Below are 21,801 nucleotides of genomic sequence, written 5' to 3'. Positions count from 1 at the left end.
CGTACCTGATACGCTGAGTATCGTGAACAAGCTCCCCATCGAACCGACGATGCCAGCCGCCGGCCCAAACGCCGACGGCCGTTCCGCCCGTTGGCAGACCCATCGGGAAGAGCGGCGCCGGGAGCTGATCAAAGCCGCGCGGCGGGCAGTCCACGCCCTGGGCAGCGAGGCTTCCATGGAGGAGATCGCAGCAGCCGCGGGCACGTCGAAGTCGGTCTTCTACCGCTACTTCGGTGACAAGGCCGGGCTGCAGCATGCCGTCGGTGAGGTGGTCCTCAGCCAGATGCAGCGCAAGATCCGTGAAGCAGCACAGGCTGCCCAAACGCCCAGGGAAGGCCTGTTGGCCATGATCTCGGCCTACCTCCAGATGGCGGAAACCAGCCCCAATGTGTACAGCTTCGTCACCCGCTACGCACCGGTGGATGCCGATAGCCAGCACGGATCCGTGGCGATCTCGGGGGCCCTGGGCCACTTTTTCGACTCCATCGCCGAAATGATCGCCGCCCCGATGCGGACGCACCTGGGCGACGGCCGGGCAGCGGTGATCGGCTACTGGCCCACCGCCGCCATCGGCCTGGTCCGGAGTGCCGGCGAACAGTGGCTCAGCACTCCTGACTCCGCGACGAAACCGGACCAGGCAGCCATGGCCCAGCAGATTACCGCCTGGCTCTGCGTGGGCATCGCCCCCGAACTTTTGGAAACACCTGTCAGAACCAACGAAGGACATTGACATGACCGAAGTAGTGGACCGCCCCGGCGGCGGCAGAACCGCAAACACCAAAGCCGGAAAGACTGCCGGGACCAACACCGGCGCCAAGGAATCGCCTGCGGGACCCCGCGCCAGCGTGCAGCCGGGCGCACAGCCCGCCGTCGACGTTGCTGCCCTCGGGGAGCAGCTCCTGGGCAAATGGGCGGACGCCCGCCGGCACTCCCGTGCGCTGGCGGGTGACCCGGCACTCCATAAGACGGAGGGCCTCACGCACACGGAACACCGCGCCCGGGTCTTCGGGCAGCTGGAGTACTTGGTGGACCACAACGCCGTGCACCGGGCTTTCCCGGCGGAACTAAATGGTGCTGACGACCATGGCGGCAACGTTGCCGGGTTCGAGGAACTGGTCACCGCGGACCCGTCCCTGCAGATTAAGGCCGGCGTCCAGTGGGGCCTCTTCGGTTCGGCCGTGATGCACCTCGGCACGGAGGACCACCATGCCAAGTGGCTGCCGGGCATCATGAGTCTGGCTATCCCGGGCTGCTTTGCCATGACGGAGACCGGCCACGGGTCGGATGTTGCCAGCATCGCCACCACGGCGACTTTCGACGCAGCAACCGAGGAATTCGTCATTCACACGCCGTTCCGGGCCGCATGGAAGGACTACATCGGCAATGCGGCCATTGACGGTCTGGGTGCCGTGGTTTTCGCCCAGCTCGTGACTCAGGGCGTGAACCATGGCGTCCATGCGTTCTACGTTGACCTCCGGGACCCCGACACCAAGGAGTTCCTGCCCGGCATCGGTGGCGAGGACGACGGCGTCAAGGGTGGCCTCAACGGGATTGACAACGGCCGGCTGCACTTCGACAACGTCCGGATCCCGCGGACCAACCTCCTCAACCGGTACGGCGACGTTGGGGCCGACGGCACCTACAGCTCTCCGATAGCCAGTCCTGGCCGCCGCTTCTTCACCATGCTCGGCACCCTCGTCCAGGGCCGCGTCTCGCTGGACGGGGCGGCCGTCGCGGTGTCAAAGATCGCCCTTGCGGCCGCCATCCGCTACGCCACCGAACGCCGCCAGTTCAACGCGTCCTCCCACACGGACGAGGAAGTCCTGCTGGACTACCAGCGGCACCAGCGCCGGCTGTTCACCCGGCTTGCCACAACGTACGCCGCGGGATTTGCCCACGAGCAGCTGCTGCAGAAGTTCGACGACGTCTTCTCCGGCGCCCATGACACCGATGAGGACCGCCAGGACCTGGAGACGCTGGCGGCCGCTCTCAAGCCGCTCAGCACCTGGCATGCCCTGGACACCCTGCAGGAATGCCGTGAGGCCTGCGGGGGTGCAGGCTTCCTGATCGAAAACCGCTTGGCGTCCCTGCGTGCGGACATGGATGTCTACGTCACGTTCGAAGGCGACAACACGGTACTGCTCCAGCTCGTGGCCAAGAGGCTCCTGGCCGACTACGCCAAGGAGTTCCGGAACGTCGACTTCGGCGTGCTGGCCCGCTACGTGGTATCCCAGGCAACCGGTGTGGCGATCCACCGCACCGGCCTACGGCAGGTGGCGCAGTTCGTCGCCGACACGGGTTCAGTGCAAAAGGCCGCCATCGCGCTCCGCGACGAAGAGGGACAGCGGGCCCTCCTCACAGACCGCGTCCAGACCATGGTGTCGGATGTCGGAGCCGCCCTGAAGGGTGCCGGCAAGCTTCCGCTCGAAAAAGGTGCAGCCCTTTTCAACCAGCACCAGAACGAGCTGATCGACGCAGCGCAGGCTCACGCTGAACTCCTGCAGTGGGAGGCCTTCACGGAGGCTCTGCGCAACGTCAGCGACCCCGGCACCAAGGTTGTGCTGACGTGGCTCCGCGATCTGTTCGGCCTGTCACTGATCGAAAAGAACCTCTCCTGGTACCTCATGAACGGGCGGCTCTCCATGCAGCGCGCGCGCACAGTGGGGGACTACATCAACCGGCTCCTGGTCAAGATCCGCCCACACGCCCTGGACCTGGTAGACGCCTTCGGCTACGGGGATGAACACATTCGCTCGGCGATTGCCACCGGCGCCGAAAGGACGCGGCAGGATGAGGCCCGGGCCTATTACAGGGCGCAGCGGGCCAGCGGCACAGCGCCTGTTGACGAGAAGGTGCTGCTCGCACGCACGGCAAACGCCGCCCGCGGCCGGCGAAACTGACCGCCGCAGGCTCATTCACCAGCGAGCCCACGCACGACGGCGCCGCTCCCCTATTGGTGGGAACGGCGCCGTCGTGCGTTGTCAGTCAGTTACCGCCGGGGGCGTTAGGAAAGCACCGAGCGGTAGACCTCAAGGGTGGTCTCCGTGATGGACTCCCAGGAGAAGTGCTCCTCGGCGCGGCGGCGGCCCGCCTGTCCCATGGCGCGCGCCCGCTCGGGGTCGGACACCACCTCGGTCAGGGCCGCGGCGAACTCGGTCACGAACTTCTCCGGGTCCAGCGGCGTCCCGGTACCGTCGGTGACCTGCTCCAGGTCAACCAACAGGCCAGTCTCACCGTGCTGGACCACCTCCGGAATACCGCCTGTGGCGCTGGCTACCACGGCCGCTCCGCAGGCCATGGCTTCGAGGTTCACGATGCCGAGCGGCTCATAGATTGACGGGCACGCGAACGCGGTTGCGTGGCTGAGGACCTGGATGAGTTCGTGGCGCGGCAGCATCCGCTCGATGAGGATGACACCGGTCCGCTGCCGCTGCAGTTCCTCGATGAGGCGGGCAGTCTCGGCCGCGAGTTCGGGGGTGTCCGCTGCGCCCAGGCACAGAACCAGCTGGACATCGGCAGGCAGCTTGGCGGCAGCCCGCAGCAGGTACGGAACGCCCTTCTGGCGCGTGTTCCGGCCAACAAAAACCACGCTGGGTTTCTGCGGGTCGATGCCCAGGGCACGCACGGCATCGTCCCCTTCATCGCGCTGCCACAGGTCAACGTCGATGCCGTTATGGACCACCCTGACCTTGGCGGGATCAACGTTCGGATAGCTGCGCAGGATGTCCTGGCGCATGCCCTCCGAAACGGCAATAATCGCCGCTGCTGCTTCATACGCGGTCTTTTCCACCCAAGAGGACAAGGCATAGCCGCCACCGAGCTGCTCAGCCTTCCAGGGCCGCAGCGGCTCCAGGCTGTGCGCGCTGAGCACATGAGGGATGCCGTGCAGCAGGGACGCGAGGTGGCCCGCCATGTTCGCGTACCAGGTGTGGGAGTGGACCAGATCGGCCCCCTCGATGTCCGGCACAATGCGCAGATCCACGCCCAGGGTCTGCACGGCCGCGTTGGCCGAACCGAGGTCCGCGGGCACGGCATAGGAGGTCACCCCGGCGCCGTGGTAGTCAGCGTCGCGGGGTGCCCCGAAAGCTCGAACCTGCAGGTCAACATGCTTACTAAGCACCCTGCTCAACTCGGCCACGTGGACTCCGGCGCCACCGTAGATTTCCGGCGGGAACTCTTTAGTCACAATGTCTATTCGCACGTTACCCAAGGTAGTCGTTCCGCCGTATCTGTTCTAGTGTGAAGGAGTCCGGGCATGCCGGACTGTTTGGGGATTTACGAAGGCGTACAGGAGCGACCACAATGCCGTTGAACAAAAAAGTCCTGGCCATTGTCCTTGCAGGTGGCGAGGGAAACCGGCTTATGCCACTGACGGCGGACCGGGCCAAGCCTGCTGTGCCTTTTGCAGGCAGTTACCGCCTCATCGATTTTGCTATTTCCAACCTGGTGAATTCGCGCTATTTGCAAATCGTGGTCCTCACGCAATATAAATCCCACAGCCTTGACCGCCATATATCCGAAGCATGGCGGATGTCCACCCAGCTGGGCAACTATGTGGCCTCCGTCCCCGCGCAGCAGCGCGTGGGCAAGAGCTGGTTCCTGGGCAGCGCAAACGCCATCTACCAGTCCCTGAACCTGATCCACGACGCCAACCCCGACATCGTCGTCGTTGTGGGCGCGGACCACGTCTACCGTATGGACTTCGGCCAGATGGTGGACCAGCACGTACGCAGCGGGGCCAAAGCAACCGTGGCCGCCGTGCGCCAGCCGCTGAACATGGCCAACCAGTTCGGTGTGATCGAAGTGGACCAGAACGATCCGGAGAAGATTGCGGCATTCGTAGAGAAGCCCGCCACCACGCCCGGCCTTGCTGCCGACCCCAGCCAGTTCCTGGCTTCCATGGGCAACTACGTCTTCGACGCCGATGCGCTCGTGGAGGCGTTGCATGTGGACGCCGAACGCCTTGATACCAAGCACGACATGGGCGGTGACATCATCCCCTACTTCGTCAGCCAGGGTGAGGCGGGTGTCTACGATTTCACCCTCAACGACATTCCCGGTTCCACCGAACGCGACCGCACGTACTGGCGCGACGTCGGAACCATCGACTCTTTCTACGACGCGCACATGGACCTCATCTCGCCGATGCCGATCTTCAACCTGTACAACTCTGAATGGCCCATCTACACGCGGCAAAGCATCTCGCCGCCCGCTAAGTTCGTCCGCGGCGAGGGCAATACAGTCGGCTCGGCGTTGGATTCCATTGTTGCGAGCGGGTGCGTGATCTCCGGCGGCATCGTGGAAGGCTCGGTGCTCTCCAACGACGTGTTCGTCGGCAGGTCCAGCCGCGTCCTCGACTCGGTGCTGATGGATAAGGTCAATATCGGTGAAGGGGCCGTGGTCAAGCGCGCCATCATCGACAAAAACGTCAAGGTCCCGGCGGGCGCCGCGATCGGCCTCGATCATGACCTCGACCGGGCCCGCGGCTTCAAGGTGACCGACTCCGGCATCACCGTGCTGTCGAAAGGGCAGGCGGTCCCCGAACCGGACGAAGCCGAGCGCGCCCTGTCGGCTGCCAACCTCATCCTGGTACCGGACGCCGTGCGGGCTGCAACGGAAAGATGGTCCGAGCTGCGGGAGTCGGTGGACAAGGTCGCCGAAGTACAGGCTGCCGCCGTTGGAGTCTCGGTGCACGGCCACTCAACCAAGTCGTAAGGCACGTCAGGAGCCCGGCACTCCCGCCGTTGGGCCGGGCTCCTTGCAGGCTGTAAAATTGGGGCAATGAGCTCCCCCGATCTGTCAGCCGGGCTGACGCCTGAGGAAATCCAGGCCTGCCTCAAGGTTCTGAACACCATCCACGCCTACGACGAGGAACACCCGGACTATGTCTCGGTGCGCCGGGCGACCGGGAAAATGTTCAAGGCAGTGAAGCGCCACCGTCGCGTCACCAAGCGCGACCTGATCTCCGAAGCCGACCGGGCAGTCATCGCCCAGACAGCCACTGCAGCGCCGGACCGTATTGACGACGAGACGCGCGGCAACAAGCTGGCCACCTCGGCGACCGGCGAAGTCGCGGGCCACCTCATCCGGTCCCGGCCCTGCTATATCTGCAAACAGCACTACACGCAGGTGGATGCGTTTTACCATCAGCTCTGTCCCGAGTGTGCGGCCTTCAATCATGGCAAGCGGGACGCCCGGACGGACCTCACCGGCCGGCGGGCACTGCTCACGGGCGGACGCGCCAAGATCGGCATGTACATCGCCCTGCGCCTGCTTCGAGACGGAGCACACACCACCATCACCACCAGGTTCCCCAAGGATGCGGCGCGCCGTTTCGCTGCCATGGAGGACAGCGGTGACTGGCTGCACCGGCTTCGGATTGTGGGCATTGACCTCCGCGACCCCTCACAGGTCATGGCACTGACGGATTCCCTGAATGCCGCCGGACCTTTGGACATCATCATCAACAATGCGGCCCAGACGGTGCGGCGTTCCGGCAACGCATACAAGCCGCTGGTGGACGCCGAAGACGAACCGCTGCCCGCCGAACTGGAGCCCGCCAACGGCGGCCCGGAGCTGCTGACCTTCGGGCATGCCCACGACAAGCACCCGCTCGCCCTGGCCGGCAGCGTGACTGATCATCCGGTCCTGGCCGGCGACGCCATCACCTCGCTGGCGCTGTCCACCGGTTCGGCTTCGCTGGAACGCATCGCATCAGGCACAGCGATCGACGCCGGCGGGCTGGTTCCGGACCTTGCCACCATCAACAGCTGGACTCAGGTGGTGGATGAGGTGGATCCGCTGGAGATGCTCGAGGTCCAGCTCTGCAACGTCACTGCCCCTTTCCTGCTGGTCAGCAGGCTCCGGGACGCCATGAAGCGTTCCACTGCACCCCGGAAGTACATCGTGAACGTCTCCGCCATGGAAGGCCAGTTCTCCCGCGCCTACAAGGGCCCTGGGCATCCGCACACCAACATGGCAAAAGCAGCCCTCAACATGATGACCCGGACCAGCGCCCAGGAAATGCTGGACGCCGACGGCATCCTGATGACAGCCGTGGATACCGGCTGGATCACCGATGAGCGGCCGCACTTCACCAAGGTCCGCCTCATGGAGGAGGGCTTCCACGCGCCGCTGGACCTGGTGGACGGTGCCGCCCGGGTTTATGACCCGATCGTGATGGGCGAGAACGGCGAGGACCAGTACGGGGTTTTCCTGAAAGATTACAAGCCCAGCCCCTGGTAGGCAGAAGGTCACTGTGCTGAGGAGGCCCGCACAGCGTAGGCTCGCGTCATGAGCAGCGAATCAATTACCGAAGTTCACAATCTGGAGCACCACGAGAGCTGGGAACTCCTCCGGACCGTCTCCGTGGGCCGGCTTGCCGTCCTCGTGGACGGGCATCCGGACATCTTCCCCATCAACTACACCGTGGACGGCGGAACCATCGTCTTTCGCACCGGCCAGGGGACCAAGCTGGCCGGTGCCTCCGGTGGATCCCAGGTGGCTGTAGAGGCCGACGGCGTGGACCCCGTCAGCGGCCTCGCGTGGAGCGTGGTGCTCAAGGGCCCCGCGGTGGTCGTCAAGGGCACCGAGGGCATCCTGGACACCGCCGCTCTCTACCTGTTCCCGTGGCAGGCCGGCAAGAAGGACACCTTCATCCGGGTCAGCCCCGACACCCTCACCGGCCGCCGGTTCAAGGTCACCGCTCCGATGACCTGGTGGACCCAGCTCAGTGGAGCGGCCAAGGCCTCCCCCGAGTAATCCGCGGCCGGCCTAGGCCAGGCGGCTGATCTCCACACTCACGCTCAGCGCCGACCCGCCGCCGCCGGAGAGGATACCCTTCAGCGGCGGCACGTCGCGGTAGTCCCGGCCCCTGGCCACGGTCACATGGAAATCACCCGCGGGCTTGTGGTTGGTGGGGTCCCAGCTGCGCCACGCCCCGTCCCAGAACTCCAGCCACGCATGTGACTGGCCGGCGACTGTCTCGCCGATCGCCGCCGTCGACCTCGGGTGCAGGTAGCCGGACACGTACCGCGCCGGGATCCCGCAGCTGCGCAGTGCACCGATGGCAAGGTGCGCCAGGTCCTGGCAGACGCCCTGCCGCTGGCCCCAGGCTTCCTCCGCGTTGGTGGTGACCGCTGTGGAACCGGACATGTACGTCATCTCGCCGCGCATCCACTCGAAAATGGCCATGGCGGCATCATGCGGGTTCTTCCCCTCAACCACACCTGGGATGATGCCCAGGACCTCATCGCCCGGCCCGCTGAGCTGCGACTGCGGCAGCCAATCGCTGAACGTGTTCAGGGTTTCATCCGATGCCAGCACGTCCCAGCCAACGATGTCCGCCTCGGAGGGGATTTTCTCTGCCCGGTACACTTCGACCGTAATGTTGGAAACGACCTCGAGGTGGTCATGCGGCATCTGCATGTCGAAGGCGGTTACCCGGGTGCCCCAATAATCACGGTAGCTGCTGACGGCCGCCTGCGAGGGCGACACCTTGAGCACCGACTCAAGAACCACCTGCTGGGCATCCGTCAGGGGCGTCATGCGGGCCTCGTTGTAGGACAGCGTGACGCGCTTGTTGTACTTGTAGGCCGTGGTGTGGATGATACTCAGCCGGGTCATGAAACTTCTCCCACCCAGGCCAGTTCGTCCGCCTGATTGAAGTACTTACGGGAAATGGCGTCCGAAGCCTGGGCCACGGCGTTCTGCACGCGTTCCATATGCTCCGGCAGTTCGGACATCAGATCGTCCGTGCGGTGGAACTCGAGGAACGTGCGGGCCTGGCCCACGATCCGGCGGGCGTCATTGATGAAGCCCACGCGCTGCGCGGATGGGTCCAGCTTGGCGAGGCACTCATCAGCGTCACGCAGGGCGTAAACAATGGAACGCGGGAACAGCCGGTCCAACAGCAGGAATTCGGCGGCATGCTGGTCACCGAAGGCTGCCCGCCGCGTCCGCAGGAAGGACTCGTAGGCGCCGGCGCAGCGAAGCATGTTCACCCAGGACATGCCTGCGGACAGGACATCCCGGGTGGAAAGCATCCGCGCCGTCATATCGGCGCGCTCCAGGGAGCGGCCCAGCACCAGGAACAGCCAGCTTTCGTCGTGGCTCACGGTGGTGTCGGCCAGGCCGCTGACCATGGCCGTCCGCTCCAGCGTCCAGTTGCAGAACCGGTACGTCCCCACCACGTCCTTGCGGTGCTGGCTCAGCCCGTAGTACGTGGTGTTCAGGCTCTCCCACAGGCCGGAGGATACGGTCTCGCGGGCACGCCGCGCGTTTTCCCGGGCGGCGCCAAGGGAGCCCGCGATGGACGTAGCGCTGGTTTTGTCGTAGGCCAGGGCGTGCAACAGTTCGGGCAGGCCGAAATCTTCGCTCGGCGGCTTGGCGCCCATGACCGCGAGCAGTTCCTGTGCCACGCGGCGGCGCTCATCCATGGGCAAGTGGTTAAGGCGTTCGAGGTGCACATCCAGGATGCGCGCAGTACCGTCGGCGCGTTCAACATACCGTCCGATCCAAAAAAGGGACTCAGCAATACGGCTAAGCATTCGCGGCTACCTCCTGGGCGTCCGAAATCTGTGGGGTTGAACCCATTGGTAATAGTGCCGGTTTCACAACGCGGCTCACTGCTGCTGCTGCTCCGGCTGGCGGTCGCGCCAATTGCTTTCGACCGGCCAGACTGACACCCGCTCGCGGATGGAGATCGTGGGCCGCGGAAGCGTCTCTACCGGTACCTGCGGCGAGCCGGCCAGCACCCACGTGTCCTTTGACCCGCCGCCCTGGCTGGAATTCACAATGAGGGAACCTTCCTTCAGCGCAACGCGGGTCAGGCCGCCGGGCAGTACCCAGACGTCGTCGCCGTCGTTCACTGCGAAGGGGCGCAAGTCCACGTGCCGGGGGCCGAACTTGTCCCCGCCGAGGGTGGGGACAGTGGAGAGCTGCAGGACCGGCTGGGCAATCCAGCCGCGGGGGTCTGCGATGACGCGCTGGCGGAGGGCTTCCAGTTCATCGTTGGAGGCGTCCGGGCCGATCACCAGGCCCTTACCGCCGGAACCGTCCACCGGCTTCACTACGAGCTCGGCGAGGTTATCAAGGACGTACTCCCGGGCTTCCTTTTCTTCGAGCCGGAAGGTATCCACGTTGGCAATAACGGGTTCTTCGCTGAGGTAGTAGCGGATGAGGTCCGGAACGTAGCTGTAGACCAGTTTATCGTCGGCCACGCCGTTGCCAACGGCGTTGGCGATCGTCACACCGCCGGCTCGGGCAGCGTTGACCAGGCCCGGACAACCCAGCATGGAGTCCGAACGGAACTGCAGCGGGTCCAGGAATTCGTCGTCGATGCGCTTATAGATCACGTCAACGCGCTGCTCGCCGGCCGTGGTGCGCATGTAGACGCGGTTGCCGCGGCAGATGAGGTCCCGGCCCTCCACGAGTTCCACACCCATCAGCCCTGCCAGGAGGGTGTGCTCAAAGTAGGCACTGTTGAAGACACCGGGGGTCAGGACCACCACGGTGGGATCGTCGACGCCGGCAGGCGCTGTTTTGCGCAGCGCCGACAGCAGCCGGCGCGGGTATTCCTCCACCGGCCGGATGAGCTGCTGGCCGAAGGCTTCCGGCAGGCCCTTGGCCATGGCGCGACGGTTCTCCAGGACATAGCTGACGCCCGAAGGCACCCTCACGTTGTCCTCCAGGACACGAAACGTTCCGGCGGCGTCACGGACCACGTCAATGCCGGAGATGTGCACGCGGACGCCGCCAGCGGGCTCAAAGCCGTGCACCTGGCGGTGGAAGTGGGCGCTGGTGGTAACGAGCTGGCGCGGGATCACGCCGTCGGCCACCACGTTCATCTTGTCGTAAACGTCGTTAAGGAAGGCTTCCAGGGCCCGCACGCGCTGCGCCACGCCCTTTTCCAGCACGGTCCATTCATCGGCGGGAATGACACGGGGCACGATATCGAGCGGGAACGGCCGTTCTTCCCCCGCAAAGTCAAAGGTCACACCACGGTCCAGGAACGTGCGCGCCATCGAGTCCGCCCGCGCACTGACGTCGGCGAGGGAAAGCTTGCGGAGCGCGTCCGCCACCTCAACGTACGAGCCGCGGGCTTCCTGGCCGGGGGCGAACATCTCGTCGTAGGCGCCGGTCCGCCCGGCGGCCTCGGAGTAATCCTGGAATAGGTCTGACATGTCCTTTAGCCAACCATCTTTTTGTTTCGAATTCATTACCGCCATCCATTGTGGCGTGTTGCACAGCTGCCGCCGGTTCGCTGAATACGCGCGACATCCGGCAAGGTAGGTGAGTGCCAGAGAAGACTAACAAAGGGAGCTCCGGAAGCGGAGGCAACAGTGGCCGCCGGGGAGGACCCCCCGGCCGGCTGCCGCGGGATGCCGGCAGGCTGCTTCCGGGCCTGCTGACGGCTGCCCTCGCCGTGGCCGGTGCCTTCGCCTTGCATGCCATGGTGCCCGCATTGCCCGCCATGACAGCTGCCGTGGCCCTGGGGCTCCTCGCCGCGAACCTGCCCGGCACGGCAGTGTGGATCGCGGGCCGGGCCAGGCCGGGACTCGACTTCGCCGGCAAACACCTGATGAGGGGCGGCATTATCCTGCTGGGCCTCAAGGTCAGCGTCATGGACATCCTGGGCCTGGGCTGGCTGGCCATGGTCCTGATCACCGGAGTGGTGCTGCTGGGGTTCGCCGGCACTTACTTCCTGGTGCGGCTCTTCCGGCTGCCGCGTGAGACCGCGCTGCTGGTGGCCACGGGCTTTTCGATCTGCGGAGCGTCCGCCATTGGCGCCATGGCAGCAGTGCGCCGCATCCGCCATGTGGATACCGTCCTGCCCGTGGCGTTGGTGACACTGTGCGGCACCCTCGCTATCGGCCTCCTGCCGCTGTTGATGCATCCCCTGCAACTGAGCCCTCTGGCGTTCGGGGCTTGGACCGGGGCGTCCGTGCACGACGTCGGGCAGGTGGTGGCCACGGCACAGACGGCCGGCACAGCTGCGCTGGGGATCGCCGTCATCGTCAAACTCACCCGCGTGCTGCTGCTTGCACCGGTGGTGGCTGTGGCTGGCATGCACCACCGGGCCAGTACCGTGACCCAACAGCACGCCATGCCGCCGGTGATCCCGCTGTTTGTCATCGGATTTGTGGCCATGGTGGCCCTCCGGTCCACAGGATGGCTTCCTGCCGGAGTGCTCGACGCCGGCGCCGGGCTGCAGGACGTCCTGCTGGGCGCGGCGCTTTTCGGTCTCGGCTCCGCAGTGCGGATCCGCACGCTCCTGCACACCGGAACACGGGCGCTGCTCGCTGCGCTCGCGGCGTGGCTCCTGATCGCCCTGCTGGGCTTGGGAGCGGCACTGCTCATCACCGCCTAGCCACCAGGCCGCCGTCGTCATTCCCCAGTCGGTCCCTCGTGATTAGATAGCTCAGTGTCACATGAGAATCTGCAGCGCAACGAAGCCGCCCACCGTTCAGCCCTGATCGCCACGCACAGCTACGACGTCTCCCTGGACGTGAGGCAAGCCGCGGATCCGGACGTGGCGGGGTACACCAGCCGCAGCGTCATCACTTTCTCCGCCGCGGACCCAGGCCAGGGGCAGCCGCCGTCCACCTTCCTGGATTTCATCTCCAGCGAGGTGCACAGCGTGATCCTCAACGGGAAGGCCCTGCCGGTGGCGGACATTGTGGAGGGTTCCCGCATCCGGCTGGACAACCTCCAGACGGAGAACCAGGTGACGGTCACGGGAACAGCGCTGTACAGCCGGTCGGGCGAGGGGATGCACCGTTTTGTGGATCCCGCGGACGGCCAGTGCTACCTCTACACACAGTACGAACCTGCCGATGCTCGCCGCGTGTTCGCCAACTTTGAGCAGCCGGACCTCAAGGCCGAATTCACCTTCCACGTGATGGCCCCGTCCGGCTGGGAAGTCGCCTCCAACGGGGTGGAAGCCGCCTCGACCCGGCTGACGAGCGATCCCGACACCAGCCGTTGGGACTTCGCCACCACCAAGCCGATGTCCACCTATATCACCACGGTCCTCGCCGGCCCCTACTTCAAGGCGCAGGACCATTGGAGCGGAACGCTCGACGACGGTACGCAACTTGAGGTGCCGCTGGCACTGTACTGCCGGGCTTCCATGGCGGATTCCTTCGACACTGCGGAGCTGTTCCGCCTCACCAAGGACGGCCTGGCATTCTTCAACCGGCTGTTTGGTTTCCCGTACCCCTGGGGCAAGTACGATCAGGCCTTTGTGCCGGAATACAACCTGGGCGCCATGGAAAACCCGGGACTTGTGACGTTCACCGAAAGCTACGTGTTCACCTCGCGGGCCACCGATGCCCAGTACCAGGCACGCGCGACCACCCTGATGCACGAGATGGCGCACATGTGGTTCGGGGACCTCGTCACCATGCAGTGGTGGAACGATCTGTGGCTCAAGGAATCCTTCGCCGACTACATGGGCACCTTGGGCATTGACCGTGCCACGGCCTGGAAGACCGCCTGGGTGGGCTTCGCGAACAAACGCAAGGGCTGGGCCTATGTCCAGGACCAGCTGCCCACCACCCACCCCATCGTCGCGGACATCCCCGATCTCGAGGCCGCCAAGCAGAACTTCGACGGCATCACGTATGCCAAGGGCGCGTCGGTGCTCAAGCAGCTCGTGGCCTATGTCGGCTTCGACGCGTTCATCGCCGGCTCACGGCAATACTTCCGGGACCACGCTTACGGAAACACCAGCCTGGCCGACCTCCTGTCCGCCCTGAGCGCGGCTTCGGGCCGGGACCTGGCAGGCTGGGCTGCCCAATGGCTGCAGACCTCCGGCATCTCCACGCTGTCATTGGATATAACAGCCGACGACGACGTCCTCGGCTCGGTGACGATCGTCCAGGCTGCCCTGGACCCTGTCACCGGACGTGAGGAACTGCGGCCGCACCGGCTCCGCGTGGGCCTCTACAACTTCGACGACGGCGGTGCCCTGGTCCGCACGGGCAGTGTCGAAACTGACGCGGTGGGCGCCAGGACCGAGGTACCGGGGCTCGCCGGCCAGCGCCGGCCCGCGCTGCTGTTGCTCAACGACGACGACCTGACCTACGCCAAGGTCCGGCTCGATCCGGTGTCAGAAGCCACAGTGATGGCATCCCTGGGCCGGATTAACGACCCCATGGCCCGGGCCTTGTGCTGGACCGCGCTGTGGAACTCCGCCCGCGACGCGGACAGCCCCGCCACGCGCTTCGTGCACGCGGTCACCGCGTTCGGACCGTCCGAAACCGGGATCGGCGTGCTGCTGAACATCCTCGAAAACGCCGAGACCGCCGTCGAACGCTACACCCCTGCGCCTGAACGCGGCACCGTGCGCCGGGACTTCCTGACGGCTGCGGCCAGCCAACTGGAACTGGCCGCCCCGGGCTCGGACCACCAGCTTGGCTGGGCCAGGACGGTGGCTGCCGTCAGCCGCCGCGACAGCTCACTCCTGGCCCGGCTCAGGGGCATCCTGGACGGCACTGTGGCATACGAGGGCCTGGCAGTGGACGCCGAACTGCGCTGGAACGTCTGGCACGCCCTGGCGGCCAACGGCCAGGCCACCGTGGCGGAGCTGGACGCCGAGCTGGCGCGCGACACCACAGCCTCCGGCCGCGCCGGCCACGCGACGGCGCTGGCCGCCCGGCCTGATCCCGAGGTGAAGGCTGCCGCGTGGAGGGAAGCCGTCCACGGGACTGAGTTGTCCAACCAGCTCCTCACCGCCACCATCGCCGGTTTCACCACTGCGGCCCCGGCGCTGCTGGAACCCTATGTGGAGCCGTATTTCGAGTGCCTCCGCGACGTCTGGGAGAACCGGAGCATCGAGATCGCCACCCGGATTGTGCGGGGACTGTATCCCTCGGCGCAGGACCTGCCGGCCGGCGTCCAGCCGGAGCTGCACCCAGTGGTGGAGCGCACTGACACCTGGCTGGCGGCCAATGCAGATGCACCCCGAGCTTTGCGGAGGATCATCGTGGAACAGCGCAGCCACCTGCTTAGGGCGCTCACCGCACAGCTGAGGTCATAGGCCGGGCAAATACTCAGGGGACGCGGTGCAGCCACTCCTCGGTGCCGAACTTGCCCGCCACCCGCTCGCGGGCGACGGCCAGCTCGGCGCTGGACAACTCCGAGGGAGTGGCTGAGTACCGCTCCGTGAAGACGTCCATCATGGCCGCGATAATCTCGGTGCGCGCCAGCCCGGTCTGGCGCCGCAACGGGTCCACGCGCTTCTTGGCGCTGCGGGTGCCCTTGTCCGACAGCTTTTCCTTGCCGATGCGCAGGACCTCCACCATTTTGTCGGCGTCGATGTCGTAGCTCATGGTGACGTGATGCAGCATCCCGCCGTTGGCCAGGCGCTTCTGCGCCGCCCCGCCGATCTTGCCCTGCTCGGTGGCTATGTCATTCAGTGGGACATAGAAGGCACTGATGCCGAGCTTCTCCAGCGCGGCCATGACCCAGGCATCAAGGAAGGCGTAGGAGTCGGCGAAACTGATCCCGTCCACGAGTGTCTGGGGCACGTAGAGGGAGTACGTGATGCAGTTGCCGGCCTCCATGAACATCGCTCCCCCGCCGCTGATCCGGCGCACCACGGTGATGCCGTGCCGGGCGACTCCGCCGGGGTGCAGCTCGTTCCGCACCGACTGGAAGCTGCCGATCACCACAGACGGTTCCTCCCAGTCCCAGAACCGCAGCGTGGGGTTGCGGCGGCCGGCGCCCACCTCTTCGGTCAGCACCTCGTCCAGGGCTACGTTGACGTGCGTGGGCAGCACGGTGGGCGCAATGACGTCCCAGTGGTGGTCGGACCAGGAAGTTGCCTGTGCCAGGGCTCGGCGGACGGTGGTGGCCACGGCGTTGGCGGAGAAGCCAAACAGGACTGCGTCGGGGGGCAGCGAACCGGTGACTGCCCCGGACAGGTCAGCCGCCGTCGTGCTTTCCGGAAGGCCGGTGAGGGACTTGTTGATGGCCTGCAGGGCCTCATCCGGTTCCAGGAAGAAGTCGCCGCTGAGGGAGACATCGGAGAGGGCCCCGTCCACCACATCGAAGTCCACCACCACAAGTTTGCCGCCGGGGACTTTGTACTCGCCGTGGTGGCTGCGGGAGCGGTCTTCAGGCACATTTGGTGTGGCAGTCATGTCCTCCATCCTCCCCCACGCTCCTGACTCCCGAAAACAACAAAACCCGCACCGTTGCCGGTGCGGGTTTTGAGAAAAGCTTGGGGGAAGTGAATTACTTCTTGCCGCCGAAGCCCTTGAAGCGAGCGTTGAAGCGCTCGACGCGGCCTGCAGAGTCCATGATGCGCTGCTTGCCCGTGTAGAACGGGTGGGACTCTGAAGAGATTTCGACGTCGATGACCGGGTAGGTGTTTCCGTCTTCCCACTCGATGGTCTTCTTGGAAGACACGGTGGACTTGGTCAGGAATTTGACGCCGGAAGCCAGGTCGTTGAAAACAACAGCTTCGTACTTCGGGTGTGTATCAGACTTCATAATGGGGCCTTTGTTCGCACAACTGGATTTTGCCAGCTGCCAGGTATGAATGGGATGGCTGGTGCCCGCATCATTGCCGCAAGTCTAAAAAACGCGAGGCAGAAAGAGCAGGACAGCCAGCTGTTAATAATAGCGGATCAGCGCCGACCCTGCGAACTCCGCGGCCGGAGTTCCCAGAACGCCACTGCCGAGGCCGCCGCCACGTTCAGGGAGTCCACCCCGGCACGCATGGGGATCTTCACGGCAAGGTCGACGGCGGCGAGCGTCTCTGCGCTCATGCCGGCACCTTCGGTGCCCAGCACCAGGGCAAGCCGCTCCGGGTTGCGGGCCGCGAGCTGGTCGACGTCGACCGCGTCCCCGGTCAGTTCCAGGGCGGCCACCGTGAAACCATTCTGCTTGAGGACCGAGATGTCCTGCGGCCAGGACTCCAGCCGCGCCCAAGGAACCTGGAAGACGGTGCCCATGCTGACGCGGACACTGCGGCGGTAGAGCGGATCACCACAACGCGGCGAAATCAGGACGGCATCGATATCCAGTGCAGCGGCGGAGCGGAAGATGGCACCGACGTTGGTATGGTCCACGATGTCTTCCAGCACGGCGACCCGGCGCGCGTCCGCCAGGAGTTCGTGGAGCGGCACCGGTGCCGGCCGATGCATCGCGGCCATGGCTCCGCGGTGCAGGTGGAAGCCGGTGATCTCTTCGAGCAGGGCGGCGCTGCCGATGAAGGCGGGTACGTCCGGGTAGGCGCCCAGGACATCCTGCAGGTCTGCCAGCCATTTCTCGGCCAGGAAAAACGACCTCGGTCGGTGGCCGGCAGCCAGCGCACGGCGCAGAACCCGCGACGACTCGGCGATGTACATGCCTTCTGCCGGCTCGCGAAGTTTCCGCAGGTGGACGTCCGTGAGCTGCGTGTAATCGGACACACGGGGATCCGCGGCGGATTCAAGATAGTGGATTGTCACCGGCTGATTATTTCAGCAGATTGGCGATCATGAAGCCCAGGGCAACCAGGCCAAGCGCGAAGATCACGCCGCGAAGGACCGGCGGGGACAGCCGGCGGCCCACCTTGGAACCGATGAGGCCGCCGATCAGCGAGCTGACCGCGATGATGGCCACCACAGGCCAGTTGATGCGCCCGAACGCGAACAGCAGGTAGGAAGCCGCCGCCACAATGTTCACGCCCAGGACCAGGATGTTTTTCATGGCGTTGGCGTTTTGGATGGTTCCCGCCATGAAGACGCCCAGGATGCCCACCAGAAGGATGCCTTGGGCGGCTACGAAGTAGCCGCCGTAGACGCCGGCCAGGTACACGAGCACGATCAGTAGCACACCGTGGCTCTTGTCCTTGATGGCGTGCTCGGGGTTTTCCTCCCTGGCCCGTACCCACCGCTGGAGCCGGGGCTGGAAGACCACCATCACCAGGGCCAGCACAATCAGCACCGGAGCGGCTACAAAGAACACCTTTTCCGGGAGGTGCAGCAGCAGCCAGGCTCCGCTGATGCCACCGAGCAGGGAGGCAGGCAGCAGCCTGAGCAGCTGCTGGCCCCGGCCTTTGAGTTCCTTCCGGTAACCCCATGCGCCGGCGGCATTGCCTGCTACCAGGCCCATGGCGTTACTGATGGAGGCGGATACCGGTGCAACGCCAAGGGCAATCAGGACAGGAAAGGTGACCAGCGTGCCGGAGCCGACGACGGCATTGATGGTGCCGGCCCACAGGCCGGCAAAAAACACAATGATGCTATTGAGAAGCTCCACGGAGGCGGGGCCGCGTTAGCGGCGTGCAGTGGCCGTGTACCGGCCGGCGTTTTCGGTGACGTCCAGGGACAGCCCGAAAGTGTTGCTGAGGTGCTCGTCCGTGAGCACATCCTTGATGGGGCCCGCGGCGACGACACCGCCGTCGCGCAGCAGCATGGCATGCGTGAACCCCGGCGGAACTTCCTCAAGGTGGTGCGTCACCAGGACCATGGCCGGCGAGCCCTCATCGCTGGCGAGTTCGCCAAGCTTGTGAACGAGTTCCTCGCGGCCGCCGAGATCCAGTCCGGCGGCAGGCTCATCAAGTAGGAGCAATTCGGGGTCCGTCATGAGGGCCCGGGCGATCTGGACCCGTTTGCGCTCCCCCTCGGACAGCGTGGCGAATGTCCGGTTCAGCAGCGGGCCCATACCCCAGTCGTTCAGCAGACGGAAAGCACGCCGCTCGTCCGGCCGCTCGTAGCCTTCGCGCCAGCGGCCGGTCACGCCGTAGGCTGCGGTGACCACAACGTTCAGGACATTCTCTGACTCTGGAATCTGGCTGGCCAGTGCGGCTGACGAGAGGCCAATCCGGGGACGGAGTTCGAAAACGTCCACGCGGCCCATGGTCTCGTCCAGAATCCCTGCCGTCCCACTGCTGGGGTGGAGCCGCGCTGCCGCGACCTGCAGGAGAGTGGTCTTGCCGGCGCCATTGGGTCCCAGGATGACCCAGCGTTCCCCCTCATTGACCTGCCAGTCCACCTTGTCCAACAGGGTCTTTTTGCCTCGGACAACGCTGACGGAAGCCAATTCAAGAACATCACTCATAGGAGTAGACACTAGGACAAAATCCGGGCCGACTGATAACTGATACCCCGCCGGCTGCGTGTGTTTGGACCTGCCATGGCGAAACGTTGCCCGTCATGCCTGTATGACTTGCCACGAATTCGGGGCCCGGTGCCGCGCTGGCTAAGATTGCAGCCATGAATCCGAACGTGACTGCGGTCAGCTATGGCCCCAAACTGACTGACGCCGAGCTCGAGCGACTGCGCTCCCTGTGGGCCGGAAATGGCGCCACCATCGAGTCAGAGTCGCGGAACAGGGACCACAGGTTTGAGGTCATCACCGCAGGGCTCGCCGTGGCCGACGCCACCGCCGCCGGAATCGCGGCCCTTCGCAGGGCAGTAGCAGACACGGCCCGGGACGGGCTGGACACGGCCATCGTTCCTGCGGCACTGCGCGATGCTCCCCGGAAGTTCCTGATCATGGACGTGGACTCAACACTGATCCAGCAGGAAGTCATTGAACTTCTGGCGGCCTACGCAGGCAAGCGCGAGGAAGTGGCCGCCGTCACCGAAGCCGCCATGCGCGGGGAACTGGACTTCGCGCAAAGCCTCCACGCGCGGGTGGCGGTGCTTGCAGGGCTGCCTGCCGCCGTCGTCGAGTCCGTCCGGGCCGAAGTGAAGCTAAGTGATGGTGCCGCCGAGCTCGTGGCCGCGTTCAAGGAGGCGGGCCACGTGGTGGCGGTGGTCTCCGGCGGATTCAACCAGATCCTGCGTCCCATCGCCGAGGAACTCGGCCTGGACTATTGGATTGCCAACGAGCTTGAAATCGTCGACGGCGCCCTGACCGGCAAGGTGCTCGGTGCCGTCATTGACCGGGCCGCCAAGGAGAAGTACCTGCGCGAATGGGCTGCCGCCGAGGGAATCGCCATGGAGCACACCATTGCGGTGGGTGACGGCGCCAACGACCTCGACATGCTCGGCGCCGCCGGAATCGGGGTAGCGTTCAACGCCAAGCCCGCGGTGCGCGCCGTGGCAGATTCCGCCGTCAACATGCCCTGCGGCAGTGTTCCASTGGAACACTGCCGCGAACTGCTCTCTCGCGGACTGTGGTGACTTACTTGGCGCTCTTGCCGAAGTAGTCCGCGCCGCCGGCGTACTCCGTGTGGCCGGATTCGACGTCGGCGGTGGCCATGCCGGCCACTACTTCAGCGAACTCCTCCACGGAGTAGAGCTTGCCGGCCTCGGCGCGGCGGGCTTCGATAGCGCCCGGGCTGGATCGGTCGAGCAGCGTGGCGGTGACGGTGCCTTCGATCATGTCGCCGGAAACGACTACCAGGGAAATGCCCATATCCGCCAGGTGCGGGATGAGTTCGCGCAGGGCGTCCTCGCCGGCGCGCTTGCTGCGGGCGACGGGCTCGTAGTCGGGCATGGTGGGCACCGTGTTGATGAAGTGAGCCTGGTGGCTGGTCACGAAGACCACCCGGGACCCTGCCTTCATCAGCGGCACGGCAGCGTTGAGCATGTTCACCTGCGCGTCACGGTTCAGCTTCAGCGCGTAATCGTCCGCCATGCCGGATTCCATGCCGCCGGACGCGTTCAGCACCAGCACATCCAACGAGCCGAAGTTCTCCATGGCCGCACTGGCCAGGGCCTGAACACCCTCCAGCGTCGTCAGGTCCGCTCCGACGGCGACGGCGCGGCCGCCGGCGGCCTCAATACCCGCAACAACCTTGTTGGCGCGCGGCGCCTTCTGACGGTAGTTAACGACGACGGCGGCACCCTCTCCGGCCAGGATCTTGGCCACTTCGGCGCCGATCCCGCGGGAGGATCCGGTCACAATGGCTGTCTTGTTGTCCAGCAGTCCCACAAGGGCTCCTTTGTTCGATACGTCTAAATCGCTCGGGGTCTGCAGTCCATCATGCCAGCGCCGGCCCAGTGTTCGCTTGTGCGACCCCCACAAAGATGCGCGGTCCGGCTAGTTGGGTACGGGCCGCCGGAAACCCGGCGGATGGGCAGAGGCTCACACCGGTTAGTGGCCCATTCCCAGGCCGCCGTCGACCGGAATGACAGCACCGGAGATGTAGGCAGCTTCGTCGCTGGCAACCCAACGGACCACGTTCGCCACCTCCGAAGCTTCGGCAAAACGGCCCGCCGGGATGCTGGAAAGGTAATCCTTCTGCGTGCCTTCCGGAAGCTCGGCTGTCATATCCGTGTTGATGAAGCCGGGCGCCACAACGTTGGCGGTGATGCCGCGGGAGCCCAGTTCCCGGGTCAGGGAGCGCGCTACGCCCACGAGCCCGGCTTTGGACGCAGAATAGTTGATCTGGCCGGGAGCACCATAGAGCCCGGATACCGAGGAAATCAGGACCACGCGGCCTTTCCGCATCCGGATCATGCCCTTGGACGCCCGCTTGATGACCCGGAACGCGCCCGTGAGGTTGGTGTCAATCACGGAGGTGAAGTCATCCTCGCTCATCCGCAGCAGCAGCGTGTCCTTGGTGATCCCGGCGTTCGCCACCAGCACCTCCACCGGACCGTGGGCTGCCTCCACCTCTGTGAATGCCGCGTCCACGGATGCTTCATCGGTGACATCGGCCTTTACGCCCAGGATTCCTTCCGGTAACTGGGACTCGCTCCGGTACGTCACAGCCACCTTGTCGCCGTTGGCCAGGAAGGCTTCAGCGATGGCCAGCCCGATGCCGCGGTTGCCTCCGGTAATGAGAACGCTGCGGGCGGTGGTGGCTTCAGACATGGGACGCTCCGGGAATCTGCGGCAGAAAGCGCCGCT

At 65.3% G+C, this 21,801-nt stretch carries 19 protein-coding genes; 8 read left to right on the top strand and 11 right to left on the bottom strand.

The features are described 5' to 3' along the window. The first annotated feature begins 49 nt into the window (after positions 1–49). Together AB4Y73_RS08230 and AB4Y73_RS08225 are read left to right on the top strand one after the other, a co-directional pair. Positions 50–730, top strand: a complete 681-nt coding sequence (locus AB4Y73_RS08230) for a TetR/AcrR family transcriptional regulator (RefSeq protein ID WP_441870889.1) — start codon at positions 50–52, stop codon at positions 728–730. 1 nt (position 731) lies between these two features. Beyond that, the gene (locus AB4Y73_RS08225) at positions 732–2,900 is read left to right on the top strand and encodes an acyl-CoA dehydrogenase family protein (protein WP_441870728.1); all 2,169 of its coding nucleotides are present in this window, start codon (positions 732–734) and stop codon (positions 2,898–2,900) included. Positions 2,901–3,004: 104 nt separating this feature from the next. On the opposite strand, the gene glgA is transcribed toward AB4Y73_RS08225, so the two are convergent. Further along, positions 3,005–4,201, bottom strand: coding sequence for a glycogen synthase (glgA, locus tag AB4Y73_RS08220; protein ID WP_441870725.1), 1,197 nt, complete (start codon positions 4,199–4,201; stop codon positions 3,005–3,007). 101 nt (positions 4,202–4,302) lie between these two features. Between glgA and glgC the strand changes: the two genes are divergently transcribed. The 3 genes from glgC to AB4Y73_RS08205 all read left to right on the top strand — a co-directional run bounded on the left by glgC (position 4,303) and on the right by AB4Y73_RS08205 (position 7,761). Then, on the top strand, positions 4,303–5,715 hold the full coding sequence (gene glgC / locus AB4Y73_RS08215) for a glucose-1-phosphate adenylyltransferase (RefSeq protein ID WP_441870723.1): 1,413 nt from the start codon (positions 4,303–4,305) through the stop codon (positions 5,713–5,715). Between the two features lie 66 nt (positions 5,716–5,781). After that, entirely contained in the window at positions 5,782–7,245 is a 1,464-nt protein-coding gene (locus tag AB4Y73_RS08210) for an SDR family NAD(P)-dependent oxidoreductase (protein WP_441870720.1), read from the top strand. Positions 7,246–7,293: 48 nt separating this feature from the next. Further along, positions 7,294–7,761 (top strand): pyridoxamine 5'-phosphate oxidase family protein, encoded by a 468-nt coding sequence (locus tag AB4Y73_RS08205; protein WP_441870718.1) that lies wholly within the window; start codon positions 7,294–7,296, stop codon positions 7,759–7,761. A 12-nt stretch (positions 7,762–7,773) separates the two neighbouring features. On the opposite strand, the gene AB4Y73_RS08200 is transcribed toward AB4Y73_RS08205, so the two are convergent. The 3 genes from AB4Y73_RS08200 to AB4Y73_RS08190 all read right to left on the bottom strand — a co-directional run bounded on the left by AB4Y73_RS08200 (position 7,774) and on the right by AB4Y73_RS08190 (position 11,183). Continuing rightward, on the bottom strand, positions 7,774–8,625 hold the full coding sequence (locus tag AB4Y73_RS08200; protein ID WP_441870716.1) for a transglutaminase family protein: 852 nt from the start codon (positions 8,623–8,625) through the stop codon (positions 7,774–7,776). Then, positions 8,622–9,548: an alpha-E domain-containing protein gene (locus AB4Y73_RS08195; RefSeq protein WP_441870713.1), complete on the bottom strand. Its 927-nt coding sequence runs from the start codon at positions 9,546–9,548 to the stop codon at positions 8,622–8,624. Before AB4Y73_RS08195 ends, AB4Y73_RS08200 begins: the two co-directional genes overlap by 4 nt. 75 nt (positions 9,549–9,623) lie before the next feature. Beyond that, positions 9,624–11,183, bottom strand: coding sequence for a circularly permuted type 2 ATP-grasp protein (locus AB4Y73_RS08190; RefSeq protein WP_441870710.1), 1,560 nt, complete (start codon positions 11,181–11,183; stop codon positions 9,624–9,626). Between the two features lie 269 nt (positions 11,184–11,452). On the opposite strand from AB4Y73_RS08190, the gene AB4Y73_RS08185 reads away from it, so the two are divergent. Both AB4Y73_RS08185 and pepN read left to right on the top strand, forming a co-directional pair. After that, complete coding sequence (locus AB4Y73_RS08185; protein WP_441870886.1) at positions 11,453–12,370, top strand: YeiH family protein; 918 nt, start codon at positions 11,453–11,455, stop codon at positions 12,368–12,370. 54 nt (positions 12,371–12,424) lie between these two features. Next, positions 12,425–15,043, top strand: coding sequence for an aminopeptidase N (gene pepN, locus AB4Y73_RS08180; RefSeq protein WP_441870707.1), 2,619 nt, complete (start codon positions 12,425–12,427; stop codon positions 15,041–15,043). Between the two features lie 13 nt (positions 15,044–15,056). Here pepN and AB4Y73_RS08175 read toward each other — a convergent pair whose 3' ends face one another. The 5 genes from AB4Y73_RS08175 to AB4Y73_RS08155 all read right to left on the bottom strand — a co-directional run bounded on the left by AB4Y73_RS08175 (position 15,057) and on the right by AB4Y73_RS08155 (position 19,056). Next, positions 15,057–16,148, bottom strand: coding sequence for a lipoate--protein ligase family protein (locus AB4Y73_RS08175; protein ID WP_441870704.1), 1,092 nt, complete (start codon positions 16,146–16,148; stop codon positions 15,057–15,059). A 94-nt stretch (positions 16,149–16,242) separates the two neighbouring features. Then, a complete protein-coding gene (locus AB4Y73_RS08170; RefSeq protein WP_024365679.1) occupies positions 16,243–16,500 on the bottom strand; it encodes a type B 50S ribosomal protein L31 in 258 nt (85 codons plus the stop codon). Positions 16,501–16,637: 137 nt separating this feature from the next. Further along, the gene (locus AB4Y73_RS08165) at positions 16,638–17,462 is read right to left on the bottom strand and encodes a TrmH family RNA methyltransferase (protein ID WP_441870701.1); all 825 of its coding nucleotides are present in this window, start codon (positions 17,460–17,462) and stop codon (positions 16,638–16,640) included. Between the two features lie 7 nt (positions 17,463–17,469). Then, on the bottom strand, positions 17,470–18,255 hold the full coding sequence (locus AB4Y73_RS08160; protein ID WP_441870699.1) for a sulfite exporter TauE/SafE family protein: 786 nt from the start codon (positions 18,253–18,255) through the stop codon (positions 17,470–17,472). A gap of 15 nt (positions 18,256–18,270) precedes the next feature. Beyond that, positions 18,271–19,056 carry an ABC transporter ATP-binding protein gene (locus AB4Y73_RS08155; protein WP_441870696.1) on the bottom strand — a complete coding sequence of 262 codons (786 nt, stop codon included), beginning with the start codon at positions 19,054–19,056 and terminating at the stop codon, positions 18,271–18,273. A 155-nt stretch (positions 19,057–19,211) separates the two neighbouring features. Between AB4Y73_RS08155 and serB the strand changes: the two genes are divergently transcribed. Continuing rightward, positions 19,212–20,126, top strand: coding sequence for a phosphoserine phosphatase SerB (gene serB / locus AB4Y73_RS08150; protein ID WP_441870694.1), 915 nt, complete (start codon positions 19,212–19,214; stop codon positions 20,124–20,126). 1 nt (position 20,127) lies between these two features. Here the strand turns inward: serB and AB4Y73_RS08145 are convergent, their stop codons facing one another. Continuing rightward, a complete protein-coding gene (locus AB4Y73_RS08145; protein ID WP_441870693.1) occupies positions 20,128–20,880 on the bottom strand; it encodes an SDR family oxidoreductase in 753 nt (250 codons plus the stop codon). Positions 20,881–21,042: 162 nt separating this feature from the next. Further along, complete coding sequence (locus tag AB4Y73_RS08140) at positions 21,043–21,765, bottom strand: beta-ketoacyl-ACP reductase (protein WP_441870691.1); 723 nt, start codon at positions 21,763–21,765, stop codon at positions 21,043–21,045. Positions 21,766–21,801 lie beyond the last annotated feature (36 nt).

Origin of the sequence: Pseudarthrobacter sp. TAF60_1 (assembly GCF_052113505.1) — a bacterium.
GTDB lineage: Bacteria > Actinomycetota > Actinomycetes > Actinomycetales > Micrococcaceae > Arthrobacter.
This window is presented reverse-complemented; position numbering and strand designations above follow the sequence as displayed.

Coding starts and splice junctions, on each gene's coding strand:
- AB4Y73_RS08230 (WP_441870889.1), top strand. CDS start 50: ATGCCAGCCGCCGGCCCAAACGCCGACGGCCGTTCCGCCCGTTGGCAG.
- AB4Y73_RS08225 (WP_441870728.1), top strand. CDS start 732: ATGACCGAAGTAGTGGACCGCCCCGGCGGCGGCAGAACCGCAAACACC.
- glgC (WP_441870723.1), top strand. CDS start 4,303: ATGCCGTTGAACAAAAAAGTCCTGGCCATTGTCCTTGCAGGTGGCGAG.
- AB4Y73_RS08210 (WP_441870720.1), top strand. CDS start 5,782: ATGAGCTCCCCCGATCTGTCAGCCGGGCTGACGCCTGAGGAAATCCAG.
- AB4Y73_RS08205 (WP_441870718.1), top strand. CDS start 7,294: ATGAGCAGCGAATCAATTACCGAAGTTCACAATCTGGAGCACCACGAG.
- AB4Y73_RS08200 (WP_441870716.1), bottom strand. CDS start 8,625: ATGACCCGGCTGAGTATCATCCACACCACGGCCTACAAGTACAACAAG.
- AB4Y73_RS08195 (WP_441870713.1), bottom strand. CDS start 9,548: ATGCTTAGCCGTATTGCTGAGTCCCTTTTTTGGATCGGACGGTATGTT.
- AB4Y73_RS08190 (WP_441870710.1), bottom strand. CDS start 11,183: ATGTCAGACCTATTCCAGGATTACTCCGAGGCCGCCGGGCGGACCGGC.
- AB4Y73_RS08185 (WP_441870886.1), top strand. CDS start 11,453: ATGGTGCCCGCATTGCCCGCCATGACAGCTGCCGTGGCCCTGGGGCTC.
- AB4Y73_RS08175 (WP_441870704.1), bottom strand. CDS start 16,148: ATGACTGCCACACCAAATGTGCCTGAAGACCGCTCCCGCAGCCACCAC.
- AB4Y73_RS08170 (WP_024365679.1), bottom strand. CDS start 16,500: ATGAAGTCTGATACACACCCGAAGTACGAAGCTGTTGTTTTCAACGAC.
- AB4Y73_RS08155 (WP_441870696.1), bottom strand. CDS start 19,056: ATGAGTGATGTTCTTGAATTGGCTTCCGTCAGCGTTGTCCGAGGCAAA.
- AB4Y73_RS08140 (WP_441870691.1), bottom strand. CDS start 21,765: ATGTCTGAAGCCACCACCGCCCGCAGCGTTCTCATTACCGGAGGCAAC.